This window comes from Paraburkholderia caffeinitolerans (assembly GCF_902859945.1).
GTDB classification, from domain to species: domain Bacteria; phylum Pseudomonadota; class Gammaproteobacteria; order Burkholderiales; family Burkholderiaceae; genus Paraburkholderia; species Paraburkholderia caffeinitolerans.
This window is the reverse complement of sequence record NZ_CADIKL010000006.1, coordinates 84,425-104,177: the sequence shown is the minus strand read 5'-3', so window position 1 is coordinate 104,177 and position 19,753 is coordinate 84,425. Positions and strand designations below refer to the sequence as shown.

Sequence of the window (19,753 nt, the reverse complement as noted above, 5' to 3'; positions counted from 1 at the left end):
ATTTAAACCACCGTGGCCTTACATACCCAACTGCCGATCTATCGCGCTGCCGAAGATCTACTGGATGTCGTGACCGATGTCGTCACGAACATGCAGCGAAACTTCAAGCGCTCGATAGGCGAGAAAATCAATCTCGAATGCATCGAGATCATCGTGCTCGTGTATCGCGCGAACGTCGCCGGCGACAAGTCGCCTCATCTGAATGAGCTCGTCGAGCGCCTGCAGGTGATCAACCTTCTGCTCCGGCTCGGCTTCAACAAACGCAAGCTCGACAAGGGCGCATATGCTCGTGCGATCGAGCTCACGACGAGCATCGGCAAGCAGGCCACCGCATGGAGAAAATCCGCAGGCAATCGCCCGCTCCATGGAGGTCAAGGCTTCCATGGCTGAGCGATCTTTCAATCTGGTCGTGCCGCTGGCCCACGAGGCCACCGCCATGCGCACCACGGATACCGACCGCCAACTGGCGATCCGGTCCGGCGCAGTTTCCCCGCTGAGCAATCGGCCGGGCGACGTAGATAGCACGATACTTCCGGCTGGGCCTGGTATCAGAACTTCAAAAACGGCAACCAGAACTACAACAACCAGAACAACGAGTTTCGCGCCCGCGCCGTCCGCAGATAGAAACCCGTTTTCGTTCGCCGAGCTGGTCGAGGCCTATCTCGCCTGCCGGCGCACGAAGCGCAATAGCCGCAGCGCCCTCGCGTTCGAGGGATGCCTCGAGCGTAACCTGCGGCTGCTTTACGACGAGCTGATCGACGGCAGCTACACACCGGGCCGCTCCATCTGCTTCGTAATCACCCGACCAAAGCCCCGTGAAGTCTGGGCAGCGGATTTTCGCGATCGCGTCGTGCATCACCTGCTTTACCATCGTATCGCGCCGCGTTTCGAGCGCTCGTTCATCGCGGACTCATGCGCGTGCATCAAGGGTCGCGGCACGCTGTATGCCGCAGAGCGTCTCGAGGCTAAGGTGCGGTCGATCACGCAAAACTGGTCGCAACGCGCGTACTACCTGAAGCTCGACCTAGCGAATTTCTTCGTCAGCATCGACAGGCGCATCCTGCGCGAGCTGCTGTTCGAGAAGATTTCTGAGCCGTTCTGGCGATGGCTGACCGACGTCGTGCTGATGCACGACCCACGGGCCGACTTCGCATATCGCGGCGACCCGGCAAAGATGGTTTGTGTGCCGCCGCACAAGCGGCTGATGGAGCAGCCCGCGCATCTCGGGCTGCCAATCGGCAACCTGTTCAGCCAGTTCGGTGCGAACGTGCTACTCAACGTGCTCGATCAGCGAGCGAAGCATGTGCTCGGCGCACGGTATTACATCCGATATGTCGACGACTTCCTGTTCCTGCACGAGTCGACTGACTGGCTGAACGCGGTCCTCGCCGACCTGACGGAATTCTTGCCGGCGCGGCTCTCCGTGCGTATCAACCCGCGCAAGACGATCCTGCAACCGATTGATCGCGGCGTCGACTTCGTCGGACAGGTGATCAAGCCGTGGCGCCGCGAGACGCGAAAGCGCACGCGCAACGAAGCATTGCGTCGCGTCGCGGCGACGCCGGCCGCTGATCTGATGCCGGTCGCCAACTCCTACTTCGGGTTGCTAGGACAAGCATCCGCCAGCCATCACGATCGCGCGCAGCTCGCCAACGTCGTCCTCTCGCGCGGCCGGGCAGTCAATTTCAATCTCACGAAGACTTATCGAGGAGCCCGATGAAAATGGCAACGAGAGCGAAAGGCCCACGAAGCCGCGATGTCGCATGCATCCGCATTGGCTTTGAACATTACCTGCTCGACGCGGATAAGGCGATGCAGGTCCTCAAGCTCATGCGCGAATCTATCGCCTGTGAGCGCCATTATGGCGGCCGAAGTATGCGCTACATAGCCGGCGCGGCGCCGGAGCTCGAGCTATCCATGATTCAAGCATCCGAAGTAGTCATGCCGAGTGATCAGTTGGCACTCCCGGACATGCGCTAGACGAGTCGAGGAAAACGATGACACGTACAGTTGCAACACTCGAAATCTCGGCGATCGCATTTCAGGAGATCTCCGATAAGCTCCGCGCCGGCGGCTGTGACCATCTATTCATGGCCGATGGAACGATCGACATGTACGGCATCGGCGTCGCGCGCGGTGCCGCTCCCGTCCCTTCCGCTGCAGCGCAAGCGCCGAGCGTCTACATGCACAAGTTCGAGGTCGAGCAGATGCAGCGTGGCGCGCGCTCAAGCTCACTGGCCGTCGCGACACCCGGAGGCGCCTACTCGATGCCGCTCTACGCCGCTCCCGTCGCCCCTGCTGCGGCAGCGCCGCGAAACGAGACACTCCCGTTCGAAAGTGCGCTGTTTGAGTTGATCAACAAGATCGACAGCAACCTGGACACCGGCGACATGCTGGAGGATGCGAAGCGCGCATCGGCCGCGCTCGACGCGATCCTTTCGAAGGGGGATCTGGTCGCGAACGCGCATGACTACTTCCGCGACTCGCAGGACCGCTACGAGAAGTCGATCGAGTTTCGCATTGGCTGGAACGCTTGCCTCGACGCGCTCGTAAATGCGCGCGCCGTCGCCCCTACGCCTACCGTCGCCGCAGATGCGGCAGCGCCGAGCGAGTCGTGGAAAGAAGCAGAGGCAGCGCGCCAGTTCGCGCACCTTGAGGCGCAGCCCGACGAGCGCGCAGCGCTCGACGACGTGAAACCTCTCGTCGATGAATGGATTCGCTCGCGTGGCACGAGCATGGACGGTGAAAGCTATCTCGCCGCACTCCAACTTGCTGCCCATGTGAAGGCGCGTACGGGAGGCCTCAATGACCTCTGAAAAGCCGCGCTGCGACTGCCTCAACGATTGCGGCGACGATTACAAGCGCATCGAAGACGGTGCGGTCGAGCCATGCGATCACTTCAAGGAGCGCGCAGCCGAGCGCGAGGCACGCGCTGCTGCCGAACGCGCGAGCACCGCGGCCGTGCGTACGCTCAAGGCGCGCGGTTACACCTACACCGATGGCGCTGAGCAATGGCGACCGCCGCGTGGCCGACCGCCGGCGTGGAAGCTGCGCGACACCCAAGCCGCGCGCGACGTCCTCGCAGAGCGTCGTCGGCAGGTAGAGGTGGAAGGCAATTCGCCGGAGGATGACGATCGCTACATCGACCACGATCTCATTCGAGCCGCGATCTGCTATGCACGTTCGGCCGGAGGGTTTAATTCCGGCAATGTGCCAGGACAATGGCCATGGATGCTTGAGTGGTGGAAGCCGACCACACCACGCCGCGACCTTGTGAAAGCTGGCGCGCTGATCCTCGCTGAGATCGAACGCATCGATCGGGTGGGCGCCAGTAATGGGGATGAGCAATGAAAGCCCTGTCAATCCGCCAGCCGTGGGCGTGGCTCATCATTCGCCCAGACCTCACCGGCGCGGCACGCGTGGCCGCGATCGAAGCTTGCGACCTGAAGGATATTGAGAACCGGACCTGGCCGACGAGGCTGCGCGGGCGTTTCCTGATCCATGCGAGCAAGGGCATGACGCGCGCAGAATACGACGACGTCGAGGCCTTCCTCGACTATTTCGAGATCGACATCGCGCTGCCTGGGCAGGGAAAGCTGGACCGCGGCGGGATCGTCGGGGCGGCGACCATCACTGATTGCATTCCGTCTGCGAGACGGAACTCTCGGTGGCATATGGATGGCCAGTGGGGCTTCCGGCTCGAAAACGTGAAGCCGGTGCCATTCGTCGAATGCAAGGGCGCGCTGCAGTTCTTCGACGTCCCCGAAGACATCGCGACACAGCTTCGCCAGATGCATGAGCTCGGAGCCATCGCATGACGATCGCCTACCCGCTTCAATGGCCAGCTGGCCGCAAGCGTACCGGCCGCTACTCGCGAGAGCACGCCAAATTCGATGTAACGCTCGCGCGAGCGCGCGACAACATCGTCGCGGAGATCACGCTTTTGTGCGGTGGCCGATACGCCCGCGACCCGAACATCGTCATCAGCTCGAACCTCGCGCTGCGTCGCGATGGGTTGCCTCTCGCAAACCAACGGCAGCCCGATGATCTGGGCGTCGCCGTCTACTTCACCTACAAGGGCAAGCAGATGTCGTTCGCCTGCGACCGGTGGCTGAAGATCGAGCACAACATGCAGGCGATCGCGAAGACGATCGAGGCGCTTCGCGGCATCGCGCGCTGGGGCACCGGGGACATGCTCGAGGCGGCCTTCACCGGATTCACTGCCATCGCCGCACCGAACGCTTCACGCACATGGCGGGAAGTACTCGGCGTGCATCCGCACGAGCGCGATCTCGTGCTCGTGAAGCAGGTCTACCGACGTCTCGCAGCCGCGGCCCATCCGGACAAGGGTGGCACACATGAGGCCATGAGCGAGCTCAACGCGGCGCTGCAGGCTGCAGAGAGGGAACTGAATGGCTGAAGCTATCCCATTGATCGGCGACCGCGCGCTGGGCCTGCGCGAGGCCGCGCAGCTGCTGCGCGTGAGCTACGGCACCGTTTACGCGCACCGCAGGGAGCTCGGCTTCTTCCAGGTCGGGTCTGTCTGGCGCATCTGGCCGGAAAAATTGAGGGAAGCGACCGGGCGGTACAATTCCGACCGACCGGCGCAGGAGGAACTGGAGCACAAAAAATGTCCATCCGAAAGCGCAAAGGCTCCGACGTATGGCACGTCGATATCCGCAAGCCAGGCGGCGGCCGAATTAGACAAACTGCTGGCACAACCGATAAACAGGAGGCGCAGGAGTTCCACGACAAGTTGAAGCACGAGGCATGGCGCGTGTCCAAGCTCGGCGAAAAGCCGACGCGCATGTTCGAGGAAGCGGCCCTGCGATACCTGCGTGAGCAGGCCGGCATGGCGGACTATGGTTCGAAGCATCGCCATATTAAGCACTTCCAGAATGTCTTTCGCGGGCGCGATCTGAACTCGATCACGCGCGACGAGATTCTGACCGCATTGCCGGTCAAGAGCTCGCAGCGCGGCGTCGATACGGACCTGAAGCCAGCAACCCGCAACCGGTATCTTTCGACGATACGCGCCCTCTTCAACGATGCATCAAATGAATGGGAGTGGATCGACAAAGCGCCGAAGCTGGGCGCTGCGAAGGAGCCAGATGGCCGCATCCGGTGGATTACGCGGGAAGATGCACGGCGACTGCTGGATGCGATCAACGACGACTGGATGCGCGAGGTCGCGGCCTTTGGCTTCGCGACGGGCTTGCGACAGGGCAACATCATCGGGCTCGAATGGTCGCAGGTCGACCTGCAGGCGCGGCGGGCATGGATCCATCTCGATCAGGCCAAGGCACGAAAGGCGATCGGCGTCCCGCTGAACGCCGAGGCGGTGGCCGCCGTACGTCGTCAGCTCGGGAAGCACCCAACGCACGTCTTCACGCGGGCCGGCGAGGCAATGCCGTACTGGGAAACCAAGGACTGGAACGCGGCCTGCAAACGGGCCGGGATTGAGCGCTTCCGGTTTCATGATGTCCGGCATACATGGGCATCGTGGCACGTTCAGGGAGGTACGCCTCTGAACAGGCTGATGGAACTCGGCGGCTGGGCAAGCTATGAGATGGTGCTGCGCTACGCGCATCTCGCACCGGACCATTTGCGGCCGCATGCTGACGTCGTATTGATGGGGAGTCGAACGGAAGGTGTCCCGCGTCTCGTAGCGGTGAAGTGAAGCGTCCGGAGTGAGGCACACTCCGGACACAGTACCGAACGGACTTTTGTGGCACAAAGGCGTTCAGGGCAGTTGGCGCTGCGCTAAACGCTTGAAGCAATGTTGTTTTTATTGGTGGGCCGGGTCGGGTTCGAACCGACGACGGGATTTCTCCGGCGGATTATGAGTCCGCTGCCTGCAACCAACACGGCGTCCGGCCCACGAAGCTACAACGAGGGGAAGTCAACAAAAAAGCCCGGTCTACACAGAGGCCGGGCTTTTCGACGGCAGGCCGACATACTACACGAACCACTCCAGCCTGACCATCCGGCGCATGCAAATCAGCCCCAAATAAGCCAATTACATGCGCCTCGGCCGCATCTCAAACAAGCATCAGTTCCCTTCGAGGAACGACTTGAGCTTGTCCGAGCGGCTCGGGTGACGCAGCTTGCGCAGTGCCTTCGCTTCGATCTGGCGAATCCGCTCGCGCGTGACGTCGAACTGCTTGCCGACCTCTTCGAGCGTGTGGTCCGTGCTCATCTCAATGCCGAAGCGCATGCGCAGCACCTTCGCCTCGCGCGGCGTGAGCGAGTCGAGCACGTCCTTCACCACGTCGCGCATCGAGGCGTGCAACGCGGCATCCGCTGGCGCGACCGTGTTGTTGTCCTCGATGAAGTCGCCCAGATGCGAATCGTCGTCGTCGCCGATCGGCGTTTCCATGGAGATCGGCTCCTTCGCGATCTTCATGATCTTGCGGATCTTGTCCTCCGGCATTTCCATCTTCTCGGCGAGCGTTGCCGGATCCGGCTCGAGACCGGTTTCCTGCAGGATTTGCCGCGAAATGCGGTTCATCTTGTTGATCGTCTCGATCATGTGAACCGGAATGCGGATCGTGCGCGCCTGGTCCGCGATCGAGCGCGTGATGGCCTGGCGGATCCACCATGTGGCGTAGGTCGAGAACTTGTAGCCGCGCCGATATTCGAACTTGTCCACCGCCTTCATCAGGCCAATGTTGCCTTCCTGAATGAGGTCGAGGAACTGCAAGCCGCGATTCGTGTACTTCTTCGCAATCGAGATCACGAGACGCAGGTTCGCCTCGGTCATCTCGCGCTTTGCCTGGCGCGCCTTCAGTTCGCCCGCCGCCATCTGGCGGTTGGTTTCCTTCAGGTCCTTCAGCGGCAGCACCACGCGCGCCTGGAGGTCCAGCAGGCGCTGCTGCTGCTCGCGAATCGCCGGAATGTTGCGCGAGAGAATCGCGCTGTACGCGTGATTCTCAGCCACGATCTTGTCGGACCATTCGAGGTCGGTTTCATTGCCCGGGAAGCGCGCGATGAACTCCGAGCGCGGCATGCCGCACTTGTCCACGACCGTGTGCAGGATCTGACGTTCGACCTGGCGCACCTCATCTACTTGCGCGCGCAACGTGTCGCACAGCCGCTCGACGGTGCGCGCGGTGAAGCGGATCGACATCAGCTCATTCTGGATCGTTTCCTGCGCCTTGAGGTAGGACTTCGACTTATAGCCCTCCTTCTCGAACGCCCGGCGCATCTTGTCGAACCACTCGCTAATGTGCGAGAACTTCTCGAGCGAGGTCCGCTTGAGCGCTTCAAGCTGCGCCGCGTTGGCCGTGGCCTGAGCCGTGCCGTCGTCCTCTTCTTCTTCCTCTTCTTCCTCGCTCTCTTCTTCCTCTTCCACCTCGTTCTCGATCTCTTCGGCTTCCTTTGCATTGAAGCCGTCGGTGTCCTCGGCGTTCGGATCGATCAGACCGTCGACGAGCTCGTCCACGCGACTTTCATCGTTCGCGACGCGTTCGGCCATGGAGAGGATGTCGGCGATGGTGGTCGGGCAAGCGGAGATTGCCATGACCATATGCATGAGGCCGTCTTCGATGCGCTTGGCGATTTCGATTTCGCCTTCACGCGTAAGCAGCTCGACCGTGCCCATTTCGCGCATGTACATGCGCACCGGGTCGGTCGTGCGGCCGAATTCGGAGTCGACGGTGGACAGCGCGACTTCGGCTTCTTCTTCTACTTCGTCATCCGAAGAAGCGTTGGGCGCGTTGTCGTTCAGAAGCAGCGTTTCGGCATCGGGGGCCTGCTCGTAGACGGCCACGCCCATGTCGTTGAACGTGCTGATGATGCCTTCGATCGCCTCGGTCTCGGTGAAGTTGTCCGGAAGGTGATCGTTGATTTCGGCGTAGGTGAGGTAACCGCGCTCCTTGCCAAGCTTGATGAGCGCGCGCAACTTGTTGCGGCGCTCTTCGAGTTCCTCGACGGTCCCGGGTTGCGATGACGCGAATGCGTCTTTCAGCAGCGCCTTTTCCTTCGCTCGCCGGTCGCGCGCACGGGTGGTTTTCTCACCCTTGCCCGCGGTGGGCGTGCTTTCCTCGCTCTGGTTTGCGTCGTCATCGACGGACACTTCATTCAGCTTTTTCGTCATGGAGTTCGCCGTACCGGCTGTAGTCTCGACTCTCGGCTGTTGGACATCAGCCTCGTGAACCGTGGATACTGGAGCCTCGCGCTCTGCCGCATCGTCCGCAACGGCAGGCACTTGCCTTGCACTACTCGGACCACCGGACCGCTTCGTTGCCGGATGCGTAGAGGCTTTCGCCGCGCGTATTGGCGCCGCTCGCGCGGCCGAAGCAGCCATTGCTCTCTGCCGGACTGCGGGAACTTCATGACTGGCGTTCGCCGCCTTGCGGCGCGAACTGGCGGATGGTGCATCCTGGGCCTTCGTGACCTTGCTGGTCGAATCCGTCGAACCCTTGCCTGTCGCTTTTTTTCCGCCTGTAGTCTTTGCCATTGCCATTCCGCCCTTGCTGGAAACTGCCCGGAAAAAACAAAAACAAACAACAAAAACAAACCGCTGAAAACCTTTTATTGTAGCACGCAGGGTAATAATCCCCAGCGCACGTTCCTGCCCTACAGCCCGAGCTGACGTTTCATGTCAGCCCGCGTCTGATTCAGTTTCACATATTCGGCTAGCTCCTCGGGCGTATGGCGCGACTGCCGCGAAAGCACTTCAAGCCGCTCGCTGCAGGCGTCGAAGCGCATTTTCAGGATTGCCGCCGCCATCTCCTCGCCCACGAGCCGCTCCTGCTCGCGGCGCTCCTCCAGCACGGCGCCATCTTCTGGATTTTTCATTAACAAATCCCGGACGTTTTCATCATAGTCCAGAATTTCGCGAAAAATCTCCTCGAAGGTGGGGGCGTTCGCACCGTTTCGCAACAGGTCCGAAAGCAACTGGAACTCAGCCGCGTCGCCCAGCGCACGCGCGTGCGTGGTCACTTCCTCGAACAATTCTCCGTGTCGAGTGAGCCCGATGAGCGCCTGTTCGGCCTCCTCGTCGAGCTGCGCCACGATGCGCGGATGCATCACCAGGTTGCGCAGCGCCTTGCGCTCGATCCCGGTCACGAGGTGCCGGTCCTTGCGCGCGGGCGCCTGGCGCGCGGCCCGGGCAATGCGGGCGTCGACCTCGCAGAGCGCCGCGACTTCCTCGAACGGCACGTCGAGGCGATCCGCGAACATGTGCATGATCTGCGCGCGCAGCGCGTTCGCCGGCAGCGCCTGCAACAGCGGCTTCGCATCGAACAGCGCGCGGGCGCGCCCTTCAGGCTGATCGAGCTCCTTGCCCACCAGCACTTCGTTCAGCATGAACTGCGAGAGCGGCATGGCCCGGTCGACCTGCTCCTTGAACGCCTCGGCGCCATACTCGCGAACATAGCTGTCCGGATCGTGCTCCGAGGGCAGGAACAGGAAGCGGATCGTGCGATTGTCCGCCGCATGGGGCAGGCACGCATCTAGCGCACGCCTTGCCGCGCGGCGGCCTGCCGAATCGCCGTCGAAGCTGAAGATCACCGTGTCGGTCTGGCGCATCAGCTTCTGCACGTGGATGGGCGTGCACGCGGTGCCCAGCGTCGCCACCGCGTTCTGGAATCCGAGTTGCGCGAGCGCGACCACGTCCATATACCCCTCGACCACCAGCACGTAGTGCTGTTCGCGAATCGCCAGACGCGCCTCGAACAGCCCGTACAGTTCGCTACCCTTGTTAAATAGCGGCGTTTCCGGGGAATTCAAATACTTGGGCTCGCCGCCGTCGAGCACGCGCCCGCCAAAGCCGATCACCTGCCCCTTCACGTTGCGGATGGGGAACATCACGCGGTCGCGGAAGCGGTCGTAGCGGCGCGACTGGCCCTGCGCATCCTGCTTTTCACTGACGATAACGAGACCGGCTTCGACCAGCCCATCGTCGCGATAATCGGTAAACGCAGATTCGAGGTTCTGCCATCCATCGGGCGCGTAACCGAGGCCGAAACGGGCCGCGACTTCGCCGGTGAGGCCGCGCTTTTTCAGGTACTGGATGGCACTCGGCGCACTGCGCAACTGCTTGCGGTAATAGTCGCAAGCCGTTTGCATGAGGTCCGAGAGCGCGTTGGAGACGGCCTTCGAGACACCGGGTGCGTAGCCGCCTGCCCCGGCGCTCGCGCCACCGCCGCCGTAGGCGCCGCCACGCATCGGCGACGGCTCCTGAGGCACGCTGAGGCCGACCGACTGCGCGAGTTCGTTGACGGCCTCGGGAAACGTGAGGCCCGCGTGCTCCATCAGGAAGCCGATGGCGGTGCCATGCGCGCCGCAGCCGAAGCAGTGATAGAACTGCTTCGTTGGACTAACGGTAAAGGAAGGGCTCTTTTCGTTGTGAAACGGGCAGAGGCCCATGAAATTCGCGCCGCCCTTCTTGAGCTGCACGTAGCGCCCCACCACGTCGACAATATCGACGCGGTTGAGCAGATCCTGCAGGAACGAATGCGGAATCATCAGGGCTCGGTCGCTCGGGTAACAAGGGCTGGGCGCGCGCATTCGCGCGGCCCGCGGCAAACCTCGCAAGGATGCACGGCAACAGCCAGCACCGCGCGAAGCGCGGCCCTCACTTCGAAAGCGCGGCCTTGACGAGCCCGGACACCGCCGTCATGTCGGCGCGGCCCGCCAGTTTGGGCTTGAGCACGCCCATCACCTTGCCCATGTCCTGCGGACCACTGGCGCCCACCTGGGCGACCGCCGCCTGCACTTCGGCCGCGATTTCCGCCTCCGACAACTGCTCGGGCATATAAGCGGACAGGATTTGCAGCTCGGCGTTTTCCTTCTCGACGAGGTCCGCGCGACCCGCTGCGTCGAACTGGCTGATCGAGTCCTTGCGCTGCTTGATCATCTTGTCGATGACCGCCGTGATGCCAGCGTCGTCGAGCGTCACACGCTCGTCGACTTCACGTTGCTTGATGGCGGCGAGCAGCAAACGAATCGTGGCGAGGCGCTCACTTTCGCGCGCGCGCATCGCGGCCTTCATGTCGTCGTTGATCCGGTCTTTGAGACTCATTACTCACCTGAAATGCGTTGGGGTTGCACAATCCCCGGGGAACCCCCGGGCAGCGCGGCCACCGCGCTCACCTATACGCCAAACCCTCGCACCGAAACATCACAAGAATGCAAAAACCCGCCTGGAAGCGTTTCCAGGCGGGTCGGTGCGGGTTCGATACGGCTGCGGCCACACCAAATAGACAGCGCAGGCGTTGTTGCCGGTCCGGCCCGGGTTGCTCCAGGACTGGCCGGCGGCAGTGCCGGCTGTTTGCGCGCCACGGGTTTGCACCATGGCACGCCGGAATCAATACATTTTCTTCGGCAGCATCTGGCTGCGTATGCGCTTGAAGTGGCGCTTCACCGCCGCAGCCTTCTTGCGCTTGCGCTCAGCCGTAGGCTTTTCGTAAAACTCACGCGCACGAAGCTCAGTCAGGAGACCATTCTTCTCGATCGTGCGCTTGAAGCGGCGCATGGCAACTTCAAAGGGTTCATTTTCTTTTACGCGGATGGTCGTCATTTTCCAATAACGGATCGTGAGGTAAAGAGAGTCAAGTATAGCAGTTCCATGTCGGGGGATTACAGGCCGCCTCGGAGGAAAACCCGAACCTCTGCGGCCTGTTCCACCCGCATTCACCGCTTCATTTGTTGCCCAGTTTGTTGCCCGTCAAGCCGCCTCTCGTGAAGCGAAATTCCAGTGTGCCCCAAGAACCGGATTCGGGCAGCGAGCGTGGCCAGACCTGGAGGATCAGCCTTCGCAAGGCCCGACCAGCAACAGCGGCAAATGCGTGACCTCGACGGCGCGCTGGGCCACGCTGCCGAGCAGCCAGCGCGCAACGCCGCGGCGGCCGTGCGTGCCCATTACGACGAGATCGGCATTCCACTGCTTCGCGTCGCGCAGGACCGTGTGGGCGATGTCGTCGCGCATGAGGCCGGTCGCCACGAGCGCCGTTTCGCAGACGCAACCCGTCGGCTCAAGTTGCTCTTGTGCTGCGGCGAGCGCCCTGCGCCCGAGCCCGGTGAGTGCCTCTTCCAGCCCCGGAGCGGCCACGGGGCCGCCAGTCACGCTGCTGCGGTCGACCACGTAGATCGCGCGCAACGCAAGCTGCGGCTCGACGAGCCGCATGGCCGCCTGTATCGCCTGCGTGGAAGCCTCGCTGCCGTCAGTCGCCAGCAGCATGCGTGTAAAGCGCGGCGCATCGCACGCCTCGTACTCGGCCGGCACCACTAGCAGCGGACAGGGAGCCGACACGGCCAGCGCGGCTGACACCGAGCCGTCGACCCAGCGTTTCACGCGCCCTTGATGACGGGCGCCGACCACCAGCAGGTCGGCACGCCATTCGCTGGCCGCCGCGCTCAGTGCCTGCACGACCGCGCCGGACTCGCCGGTGAGGTTGAGCACATGTCCGGAAACCGAGGCAACTTGTCCGTCGAATGCGGCCACCGCCTGCTCGAGCGTGTTCTCGGCCTCCTGGCGCAACTCCTGGCGCGCGGCGGCAAGCGACTCCCTCAACCAGGCGTCGCCCGCCGTGTAGGCGCCGCCAGCCTGCCAGGAGCGCGGCTGCCCGACGGCGCAGACGATACGCACATCGGCGTCGCGCGGCGCTACGCGCGCAGCGAACCGCACCGCCTGCTTCGATGCATTCGAATCGTCGACTGCAATCATGATCCGCCGCAGCGGCATACCGTGCTGCGCCGGCTCTTGTTTCACCTGCTCTGCTTGCTGGTTCACGTTTCACACCTCTCCACAATGGATCAATGTTCGAGCGTGAACCTCCTCAGCCCGACCAACAATGACGAGCATCAACTCGTTGAAACTCGATGCCCCGGGCCGGCGAAAAATCGCAATCGATCGATATGATCGGGCCTCAGCCGCTGGCCGCCACCGCCGTGAACTCCACCGCGGCCTCACCAGCGGCCACGCCCGAAGCCCATGCCCACTGGAAGTTGTAGCCGCCGAGCCAGCCCGTCACGTCCACCGCCTCGCCCACGAAATACAGGCCCGGCACGCGCTGGCTCATCATCGTCGCGGAGGACAACTCGCGCGTATCCACGCCGCCGCGCGTCACCTCGGCCTTCTTGTAGCCCTCGGTGCCGGTCGGCGTCAGCGACCATTGCGCGAGGCCCTCGCCAATGCGGCGCAGCGTCTTGTCGGGCAGATCGGCGAGCCGCGCCTCGAGCGGCACCTGATGCGCCTCGAGCCAGGCGTGCGCGAGACGCGTCGGCACCCACTCGGCCAGTAGATTGCCGATCTGGCGCTTCGTCGCGCCCTTCGCCTCGATCAGCGCATCACTGGCAGCCTGCTCAGGCAGCAGATTCACGCGAATCGGCTGCCCCGGCTGCCAGTAGCTCGAAATCTGCAACACGCCGGGTCCGGAAAGCCCCCGGTGCGTGAACAGCAGATCCTCGTCGAAAGCCCCAGCGGCCTTGCGCTCGCCGGTTGCCACGCGCACTTCGAGCGAGACGCCAGCGAGCGGCACGTAGGGCGCCCAGTCCTGCGGCGCGAACGTGAGCGGCACCAGCGCGGGACGCGTATCGACGAGCTTGTGGCCGAACTGTTTGGCGATGCGGTAGGCGAAATCGGTGGCGCCGATCTTCGGGATCGAGAGACCGCCCGTGGCGATCACCAGCGCCTTCGAGCGAATCTCGCCCTGCGGCGTGCCGAGCGTGAAGCCCGCGCCGTCGCCATAGCTCACCGCCTCGACGGGCAGCGGACGCCGCCACGCCACACCGCCGGCATCGCATTCGGCGCGCAGCACGTCGATGATCGCGTCGCTGGACTGGTCGCAGAAGAGCTGGCCCTTGTGCTTCTCGTGCCACGTCACGCGATGCTGGCGCAGCAGCGCGAGAAAGTCGCGCGGCGTGTAGCGCGCAAGCGCCGAGCGGCAAAAATGCGGATTGTTCGAGATATAGTTGGCGGGGCCCGCGTGCAGATTCGTGAAGTTGCAGCGTCCGCCACCCGAGATGCGGATTTTTTCCGCGAGGCGCGGGGCGTGATCGATCAGCGCCACGCGGCGGCCCTGTTGGCCGGCCACCGCCGCGCACATCATGCCGGCCGCCCCAGCGCCGATTACGGCGATGTCGAAAGATTCCATGGCGCGCATTCTACCCGCGCCGGACGCCGCGATGGCGCCTCGGCGGCGGCGAAGCAGCGGCAAGGCGATGCGCCCGCGCGCCGGATGCCGTCAAACGGGTTGCGCCCGCACTGCTATACTTTCAGGCCTGCCTATCACTTTGATCTAGCGACGGTTTTCGCCTGGACTGCCTTGTCCCGGCAAGGCCGCCGCCCGCCACACCATGCTTGTTCTCGGCATCGAAAGTTCCTGCGACGAAACCGGCCTCGCGCTCTACGACAGCGAGCGCGGCCTGCTCGCCCACGCACTGCACTCGCAGATCGCCATGCACCGCGAGTACGGCGGCGTCGTGCCCGAACTCGCGTCGCGCGACCATATCCGCCGCGCGCTGCCGCTGCTAGAGGAAGTGCTCGCGAAAAGCGGCGCCGCGCGCAGCGACATCGACGCCATCGCGTTCACCCAGGGGCCAGGGCTCGCCGGCGCGCTACTGGTCGGCGCGAGCATCGCCAACGCGCTCGCCATGGCGTGGAACCGCCCGACCGTCGGCATCCACCATCTCGAAGGGCATCTGCTTTCGCCGCTGCTCGTCGACGCGCCGCCGCCTTTCCCTTTCGTCGCGCTGCTGGTCTCGGGCGGCCACACGCAACTCATGCGCGTAACCGACGTGGGCGTCTACGAGACGCTCGGCGAAACCCTCGACGACGCCGCCGGCGAAGCCTTCGACAAGACCGCCAAACTGCTCGGCCTCGGCTATCCGGGCGGACCGGAAGTCTCGCGTCTCGCCGAGTTCGGCACGCCGGGCGCCATCGAACTGCCGCGTCCGATGCTGCATTCGGGCGACCTCGACTTCAGCTTCAGCGGCCTGAAGACCGCCGTGCTCACGCAGGTGAAGAAGCTCGGCACGAACATCTGCGAGCAAGGCAAGGCCGACATTGCGCGCGGTTTCGTCGATGCCGCTGTCGAGGTGCTGGCCGCCAAATCGATCGCCGCGCTCAAGCGCACGAAAATGAAGCGCCTCGTGGTCGCGGGCGGCGTGGGCGCGAACAAGCAGCTGCGCGAAACGCTTTCGGCAGCGGCGCAGAAGCGCGGCTTCGAAGTCCACTACCCCGATCTTTCACTGTGCACCGACAACGGCGCGATGATCGCGCTCGCGGGTGCGCTGCGCCTCGCGCGCTGGCCCGAGCAGGCCACCCAGGACTATGCGTTCACGGTGAAGCCGCGCTGGGATCTCGCGTCGCTCGCGCAGGACGCGCGATAGCGGAGCGCCTGCGCGTCAGAAACGCTGCGTGATGCCAATGGCCCCGAGCGTTTGACTGGTGCCTTGGGCCGTGACGGGAACACCAGACCAGCTCATCGTGGACGAGCCGTTGTTCTTCATATAGCCCGCGCGCGCATAAACGGCCGTCCGCTTCGAAAGGCTGTGGTCGACGCCCAGTTGCACTGCCCACATGTTGTCATGCACGCCACGCACGTTGCGTTGCAGGGCCACGATCTCGATCGTGTCCGCGACCGTGGCCTGAATCGTGGCGCCCGCTTGCATCAGGTTATAGGAGTGCACGGCCGAGAGCCGCGTCGCGAGCGGACTCGAATCGTCATGCTTCGGACGATGATATCCGTAGATAAACTGAAGATTGACGATCCCGATCTGATAAGCGAGCGCGCTATTGAAGTGCTCGGTTCCCACCGTATTGAGAACGGACGGCAAGCTGGCCAGGGTCTTCGTGCCCGGATGCTGGTACTGGTACGCGAATCCCGCATATAGGCCATAGCCCGACCAGGTTGCGGCAATATCGAGGATATTGCCGTTCGTTTGCGGCGCCGGCTGCGTCACGCTGGACTGGAACGCATACATGGCCATCAGTTGCAGCCCCTTGAGCGTCGGTGACTTGTACACAACCGAATTGCTCGACCGCCCGCCGCTGGTCTGCATGCCTATCGTATTGCGATCGACGACATTGCCAGCTGCGGCTAATGGCGAGAGCACTTCATTGGCGAAAAACGGATCGCCTGGGTAGAGCACCCAGAAAGTCGGCTGATACTGGCGGCCCAGCGTGAACGTGCCGTATTTCTCGTGCGCAAGCCCCACCCACGCCTGGCGATAAAACATGGCGCTCGTATCGCCAAAGCCAGTGCCATTGTTGATGTTGAAACCATTTTCAAGCGTGAATGCGGCCTTCAAGCCGTCGCCAAGATCCTCGGTGCCTTTCAAGCCAAAACGCGACGGCGCGCTTCCGCCACTGCGCTGCGACCAGGATGACTTGCCGCCGTTATTGAGGAACTGGACAAACGCGTCTGCGATGCCGTACAGCGTAACGCTCGATTGAGCATTCGCGCCGCCTGCTGCCAACATTAACGCCGCACTGCAAATGCCTTTTCTGCAAAAGCGCATTATGTCTCCTTCGTCATCTTTTTATGGATGGATCTGGATCGGTCATCGTTCGCAAGGAACGCACGCCGACTCGTTATGACATTGCGTTGCAATCGAGTTATAACGGCGAAGGTAGACGGCAGTGTTGCCACACCTCAAATAATGGCGATATCGCGGCCTGTTTGATGGAAAGCGGAAAAAAATAACATCAGGATAACCAGGCAAAACGGGTATACCCCAATCCGTTTTTCCAGCACCTCATATGCAGAAGCGCAAATGATAGGGGCCGCTTCTTAAGCGGCCCCTATCTGCCTTGCTCAATCACCGCATCAACGCTTGTCGTGCTCGATCACGGCATACGCGCTGTGGTTGTGGATCGATTCGAAATTCTCGGCTTCGAGCGTATAGGCCATCACGCGTGCGTCCGCGTTCAGACGCACCGCCACGTCGCGCACCAGATCCTCGACGAACTTCGGGTTCTCGTACGCGCGCTCCGTCACGAACTTCTCGTCCGGACGCTTGAGCAAGCCCCAGAGTTCGCACGATGCTTCCTCCTCGGCAATGCGAATGAGGTCTTCCACCGGCAGGTCGCCAGCGAGCTCGGCATCGATCGTCACATGCGAGCGCTGATTGTGCGCACCGTACTGCGAGATCTTCTTCGAGCACGGGCACAGGCTCGTCACCGGCACGAGCACCTTGAGGAAAATGCGCGTCTCACCGTTGCGCACATCACCCGTGAGCGTGACTTCGTAGTCCAGCAGACTTTCCACGCCCGACACCGGCGCGACCTTCTTCACGAAGTACGGGAACGAAACCTCGATGCGGCCTGCCTGCGATTCAAGCTTTTCGAGCATCGCGGCCAGCATCGCGCGGAACGTCGCCGCTTCGAGCGGCGCCTTGTTTTCTTCGAGCAGCGCCACGAAACGCGACATGTGTGTGCCCTTCTGGTCCGCCGGCAGATGAACGTCGAGGTTCCACGTGCCGACGCTCGGCTGGACGTCGCCCGCGCCGGTCTTGACCGTCAACGGATGGCGCACGCCCTTCACGCCCACGCGCTGGATCGGGATCTGACGGGTATCGACGGAGCTCTGCACGTCCGGCATCACGAAAGCCGGGTTCATCTGATTCATGTTCTTGTCCTCAGGCCGCGCCGGCAAACTTGCGGCGCGCAAATGGCAAGCGCCGGCACGAGCCGGCGCTTGCGGGCGTTGCCGGGTACACACCCGGCCGCCGGTTCAATTTAGAAGTGGATTGCAGCGGCTTGCTGGCCGGCCTGGTGCATACGAGGCCAGCCACCGCGAAGCGCTAATCCGGGTCAGGCAACGCGCATCACCGACTTGCCGGACGCGCTCGCGGCCTTGTCGAGGAAACGCTCGCGAATCGACTTCGCGATCCCAGCCGCGTCGAGGCCGCAGCTGGCCAGCAGCTTGGCCGGGTCGCCATGGTCGATGAAGCGGTCGGGGAGACCCAATTGTAGTACGGGCTTAATAACCCCACTTTCAAGCAGGGCTTCCACGCAGGCCGAGCCCGCGCCGCCCATGATGCAGCCTTCCTCGACGGTCACGAGGTAATCGTGCGTCTCGGCGAGCTTACGCACGAGCTCGGCGTCGAGCGGCTTCACGAAGCGCATGTTCGCGACGGTGGCGTCCAGTTCCTCGGCGGCCTTGAGCGACGGCGCAACCATCGTGCCGAACGCGAGGATCGCAATGCGCTGACCAGCCGGTGCGTTGCTCTCGCGGCGAATCTCGCCCTTGCCGACCGGCAGCGCGGCCATCTGCTTGATGGTCGCGACGCCCGTGCCCGCGCCGCGCGGATAGCGCACGGCCGTCGGGCAGTCCTGCTGGAGCGCCGTGTAGAGCATCTGGCGGCATTCGTTTTCGTCCGATGCCGCCATCACCATCATGTTCGGGATGCAGCGCATGAACGCGAGATCGTACGCGCCCGCATGCGTCGCGCCGTCCGCGCCGACGAGGCCCGCGCGGTCGATCGCGAACACGACCGGCAGGTTCTGCAGCGCCACGTCGTGAATCAGTTGATCGTAGGCGCGCTGCAGGAAAGTCGAGTAGATCGCGACCACGGGCTTCAAGCCCTCGGCCGCGATACCGCCCGCGAACGTCACCGCGTGCTGCTCGGCAATGCCCACGTCGTAATAGCGGTCCGGGAAGCGCTTCTCGAACTCGACCATGCCCGAGCCTTCACGCATGGCCGGCGTGATGCCCACCACGCGCGAGTCGAGTTCCGCCGCGTCGCAAAGCCATTCGCCGAACACCTGCGTGTAGGTCTTCTTCGCGGGCGTCGTCGACGGCTTGATGCCCTCGGCGGGATTGAACTTGCCGGGGCCGTGGTACAGGACCGGATCGGCTTCGGCGAGCTTGTAGCCCTGGCCTTTCTTCGTCACCACGTGCAGGAATTGCGGGCCGCGCAGTTCCTTGATGTTCTGCAGTGTGGGGATCAGCGAGTCGAGATCGTGGCCGTCGATCGGCCCGATGTAGTTGAAGCCGAATTCCTCGAACAGCGTGGCCGGCACGATCATGCCCTTCGCGTGCTCCTCGAGCTTGCGCGCGAGGTCGAGCACCGGCGGCGCATGACGCAGCACGCGCTCCACGCCCGCGCGTGCGGCGGCGTAGAAGCGGCCCGACATCAGGCGTGCGAGATGGCGATTGAGCGCGCCCACGGGCGGCGAAATCGACATGTCGTTGTCGTTAAGGATGACGAGCAGCGGCACGTCGTCTTCGACGCCGCCGTTGTTCAGCGCCTCGAAGGCCATGCCGGCGGTCATTGCGCCGTCACCGATCACGGCGATGCCCATGGCGTTATCGCCCTTGAGCTTGCTCGCGATGGCCATGCCGAGCGCCGCCGAGATCGAGGTGCTCGAGTGGGCGGTGCCGAACGTGTCGTACTCGGACTCGTCGCGCTTCGGAAAGCCCGAGATGCCGCCGAGCTGACGCAGCGAGTGCATCTGGTCGCGGCGGCCCGTCAGGATCTTGTGCGGATAGGTCTGATGACCCACGTCCCAGACGATGCGGTCGCGCGGCGTGTCGAACACGTAGTGCAGCGCGATCGTCAACTCGACCGTACCGAGGTTGGACGACAGGTGGCCGCCCGTTTGCGAAACGCTGTCGAGGACGAAGGCACGCAGTTCGTCGGCGAGCGGCTGCAACTGGCGGCGATCGAGGCGGCGCAAATCCGCCGGGTCGTCAATGGTTTTCAGCAAGTCGTACATCGTCGTTCCATTGTAGGAAATCGAGCGCTCCCGCACTTCTGTCCGCGCATGACTTCCCGTTCATGCGCGCAGGCGGGTTGG

General features: G+C 63.2%; 20 protein-coding genes and 1 tRNA gene. 11 read left to right on the top strand and 10 right to left on the bottom strand.

Features of this window, described 5'->3' with window-relative positions:
* The first annotated feature begins 12 nt into the window (after positions 1 to 12).
* From HV773_RS07745 to HV773_RS07710, 9 genes are read left to right on the top strand one after another with little or no spacing between them, the layout of a single operon-like run.
* Positions 13 to 390 (top strand): four helix bundle protein, encoded by a 378-nt coding sequence (locus HV773_RS07745; RefSeq protein WP_175194520.1) that lies wholly within the window; start codon positions 13 to 15, stop codon positions 388 to 390.
* Positions 365 to 1,720, top strand: coding sequence for an RNA-directed DNA polymerase (locus HV773_RS07740; RefSeq protein WP_465263010.1), 1,356 nt, complete (start codon positions 365 to 367; stop codon positions 1,718 to 1,720). The genes HV773_RS07745 and HV773_RS07740 overlap by 26 nt, the downstream gene beginning before the upstream one ends.
* Positions 1,717 to 1,980, top strand: a complete 264-nt coding sequence (locus tag HV773_RS07735) for a hypothetical protein (protein ID WP_246282234.1) — start codon at positions 1,717 to 1,719, stop codon at positions 1,978 to 1,980. Before HV773_RS07740 ends, HV773_RS07735 begins: the two co-directional genes overlap by 4 nt.
* A gap of 17 nt (positions 1,981 to 1,997) precedes the next feature.
* Complete coding sequence (locus HV773_RS07730; RefSeq protein WP_175194519.1) at positions 1,998 to 2,816, top strand: hypothetical protein; 819 nt, start codon at positions 1,998 to 2,000, stop codon at positions 2,814 to 2,816.
* A complete protein-coding gene (locus HV773_RS07725) occupies positions 2,806 to 3,351 on the top strand; it encodes a hypothetical protein (RefSeq protein ID WP_175194518.1) in 546 nt (181 codons plus the stop codon). Before HV773_RS07730 ends, HV773_RS07725 begins: the two co-directional genes overlap by 11 nt.
* A complete protein-coding gene (locus HV773_RS07720) occupies positions 3,348 to 3,818 on the top strand; it encodes an ASCH domain-containing protein (protein WP_175194517.1) in 471 nt (156 codons plus the stop codon). The genes HV773_RS07725 and HV773_RS07720 overlap by 4 nt, the downstream gene beginning before the upstream one ends.
* Positions 3,815 to 4,420, top strand: a complete 606-nt coding sequence (locus HV773_RS07715; RefSeq protein WP_175194515.1) for a J domain-containing protein — start codon at positions 3,815 to 3,817, stop codon at positions 4,418 to 4,420. Before HV773_RS07720 ends, HV773_RS07715 begins: the two co-directional genes overlap by 4 nt.
* Positions 4,413 to 4,760: a helix-turn-helix domain-containing protein gene (locus HV773_RS36785; RefSeq protein ID WP_246282233.1), complete on the top strand. Its 348-nt coding sequence runs from the start codon at positions 4,413 to 4,415 to the stop codon at positions 4,758 to 4,760. The genes HV773_RS07715 and HV773_RS36785 overlap by 8 nt, the downstream gene beginning before the upstream one ends.
* A 17-nt stretch (positions 4,761 to 4,777) precedes the next feature.
* A complete protein-coding gene (locus HV773_RS07710; RefSeq protein WP_246282232.1) occupies positions 4,778 to 5,680 on the top strand; it encodes a tyrosine-type recombinase/integrase in 903 nt (300 codons plus the stop codon).
* A gap of 112 nt (positions 5,681 to 5,792) precedes the next feature.
* Here the strand turns inward: HV773_RS07710 and HV773_RS07705 are convergent.
* Both HV773_RS07705 and rpoD read right to left on the bottom strand, forming a co-directional pair.
* Positions 5,793 to 5,880, bottom strand: a tRNA-Ile gene (locus HV773_RS07705).
* Between the two features lie 172 nt (positions 5,881 to 6,052).
* Positions 6,053 to 8,098 (bottom strand): RNA polymerase sigma factor RpoD, encoded by a 2,046-nt coding sequence (gene rpoD, locus HV773_RS07700; RefSeq protein WP_246282231.1) that lies wholly within the window; start codon positions 8,096 to 8,098, stop codon positions 6,053 to 6,055.
* Positions 8,099 to 8,354: 256 nt separating this feature from the next.
* Here rpoD and HV773_RS36780 point away from each other — a divergent pair, with 256 nt between their 5' ends.
* Positions 8,355 to 8,528, top strand: coding sequence for a hypothetical protein (locus HV773_RS36780; RefSeq protein WP_246282229.1), 174 nt, complete (start codon positions 8,355 to 8,357; stop codon positions 8,526 to 8,528).
* A 52-nt stretch (positions 8,529 to 8,580) separates the two neighbouring features.
* Here HV773_RS36780 and dnaG read toward each other — a convergent pair whose 3' ends face one another.
* The 5 genes from dnaG to HV773_RS07675 form a co-directional block, all read right to left on the bottom strand.
* Positions 8,581 to 10,473, bottom strand: a complete 1,893-nt coding sequence (gene dnaG / locus HV773_RS07695) for a DNA primase (protein ID WP_175194512.1) — start codon at positions 10,471 to 10,473, stop codon at positions 8,581 to 8,583.
* Between the two features lie 109 nt (positions 10,474 to 10,582).
* A complete protein-coding gene (locus HV773_RS07690; protein ID WP_175194511.1) occupies positions 10,583 to 11,029 on the bottom strand; it encodes a GatB/YqeY domain-containing protein in 447 nt (148 codons plus the stop codon).
* Positions 11,030 to 11,314: 285 nt separating this feature from the next.
* Positions 11,315 to 11,527: a 30S ribosomal protein S21 gene (rpsU, locus tag HV773_RS07685; RefSeq protein ID WP_035531398.1), complete on the bottom strand. Its 213-nt coding sequence runs from the start codon at positions 11,525 to 11,527 to the stop codon at positions 11,315 to 11,317.
* 228 nt (positions 11,528 to 11,755) lie between these two features.
* A complete protein-coding gene (locus HV773_RS07680; RefSeq protein WP_175194510.1) occupies positions 11,756 to 12,739 on the bottom strand; it encodes a universal stress protein in 984 nt (327 codons plus the stop codon).
* A 136-nt stretch (positions 12,740 to 12,875) separates the two neighbouring features.
* Positions 12,876 to 14,102, bottom strand: a complete 1,227-nt coding sequence (locus tag HV773_RS07675; protein ID WP_175194509.1) for a BaiN/RdsA family NAD(P)/FAD-dependent oxidoreductase — start codon at positions 14,100 to 14,102, stop codon at positions 12,876 to 12,878.
* Between the two features lie 202 nt (positions 14,103 to 14,304).
* Here HV773_RS07675 and tsaD point away from each other — a divergent pair, with 202 nt between their 5' ends.
* Complete coding sequence (gene tsaD, locus HV773_RS07670; RefSeq protein ID WP_175194508.1) at positions 14,305 to 15,339, top strand: tRNA (adenosine(37)-N6)-threonylcarbamoyltransferase complex transferase subunit TsaD; 1,035 nt, start codon at positions 14,305 to 14,307, stop codon at positions 15,337 to 15,339.
* A 15-nt stretch (positions 15,340 to 15,354) separates the two neighbouring features.
* On the opposite strand, the gene HV773_RS07665 is transcribed toward tsaD, so the two are convergent.
* From HV773_RS07665 to dxs, 3 genes are all read right to left on the bottom strand, one after another.
* Positions 15,355 to 16,470: a porin gene (locus tag HV773_RS07665; RefSeq protein WP_175194507.1), complete on the bottom strand. Its 1,116-nt coding sequence runs from the start codon at positions 16,468 to 16,470 to the stop codon at positions 15,355 to 15,357.
* 308 nt (positions 16,471 to 16,778) lie between these two features.
* Positions 16,779 to 17,579, bottom strand: a complete 801-nt coding sequence (gene folE2 / locus HV773_RS07660) for a GTP cyclohydrolase FolE2 (protein WP_175194506.1) — start codon at positions 17,577 to 17,579, stop codon at positions 16,779 to 16,781.
* A gap of 185 nt (positions 17,580 to 17,764) precedes the next feature.
* On the bottom strand, positions 17,765 to 19,672 hold the full coding sequence (gene dxs / locus HV773_RS07655; RefSeq protein ID WP_175194505.1) for a 1-deoxy-D-xylulose-5-phosphate synthase: 1,908 nt from the start codon (positions 19,670 to 19,672) through the stop codon (positions 17,765 to 17,767).
* Between the last annotated feature and the right edge of the window lie 81 nt (positions 19,673 to 19,753).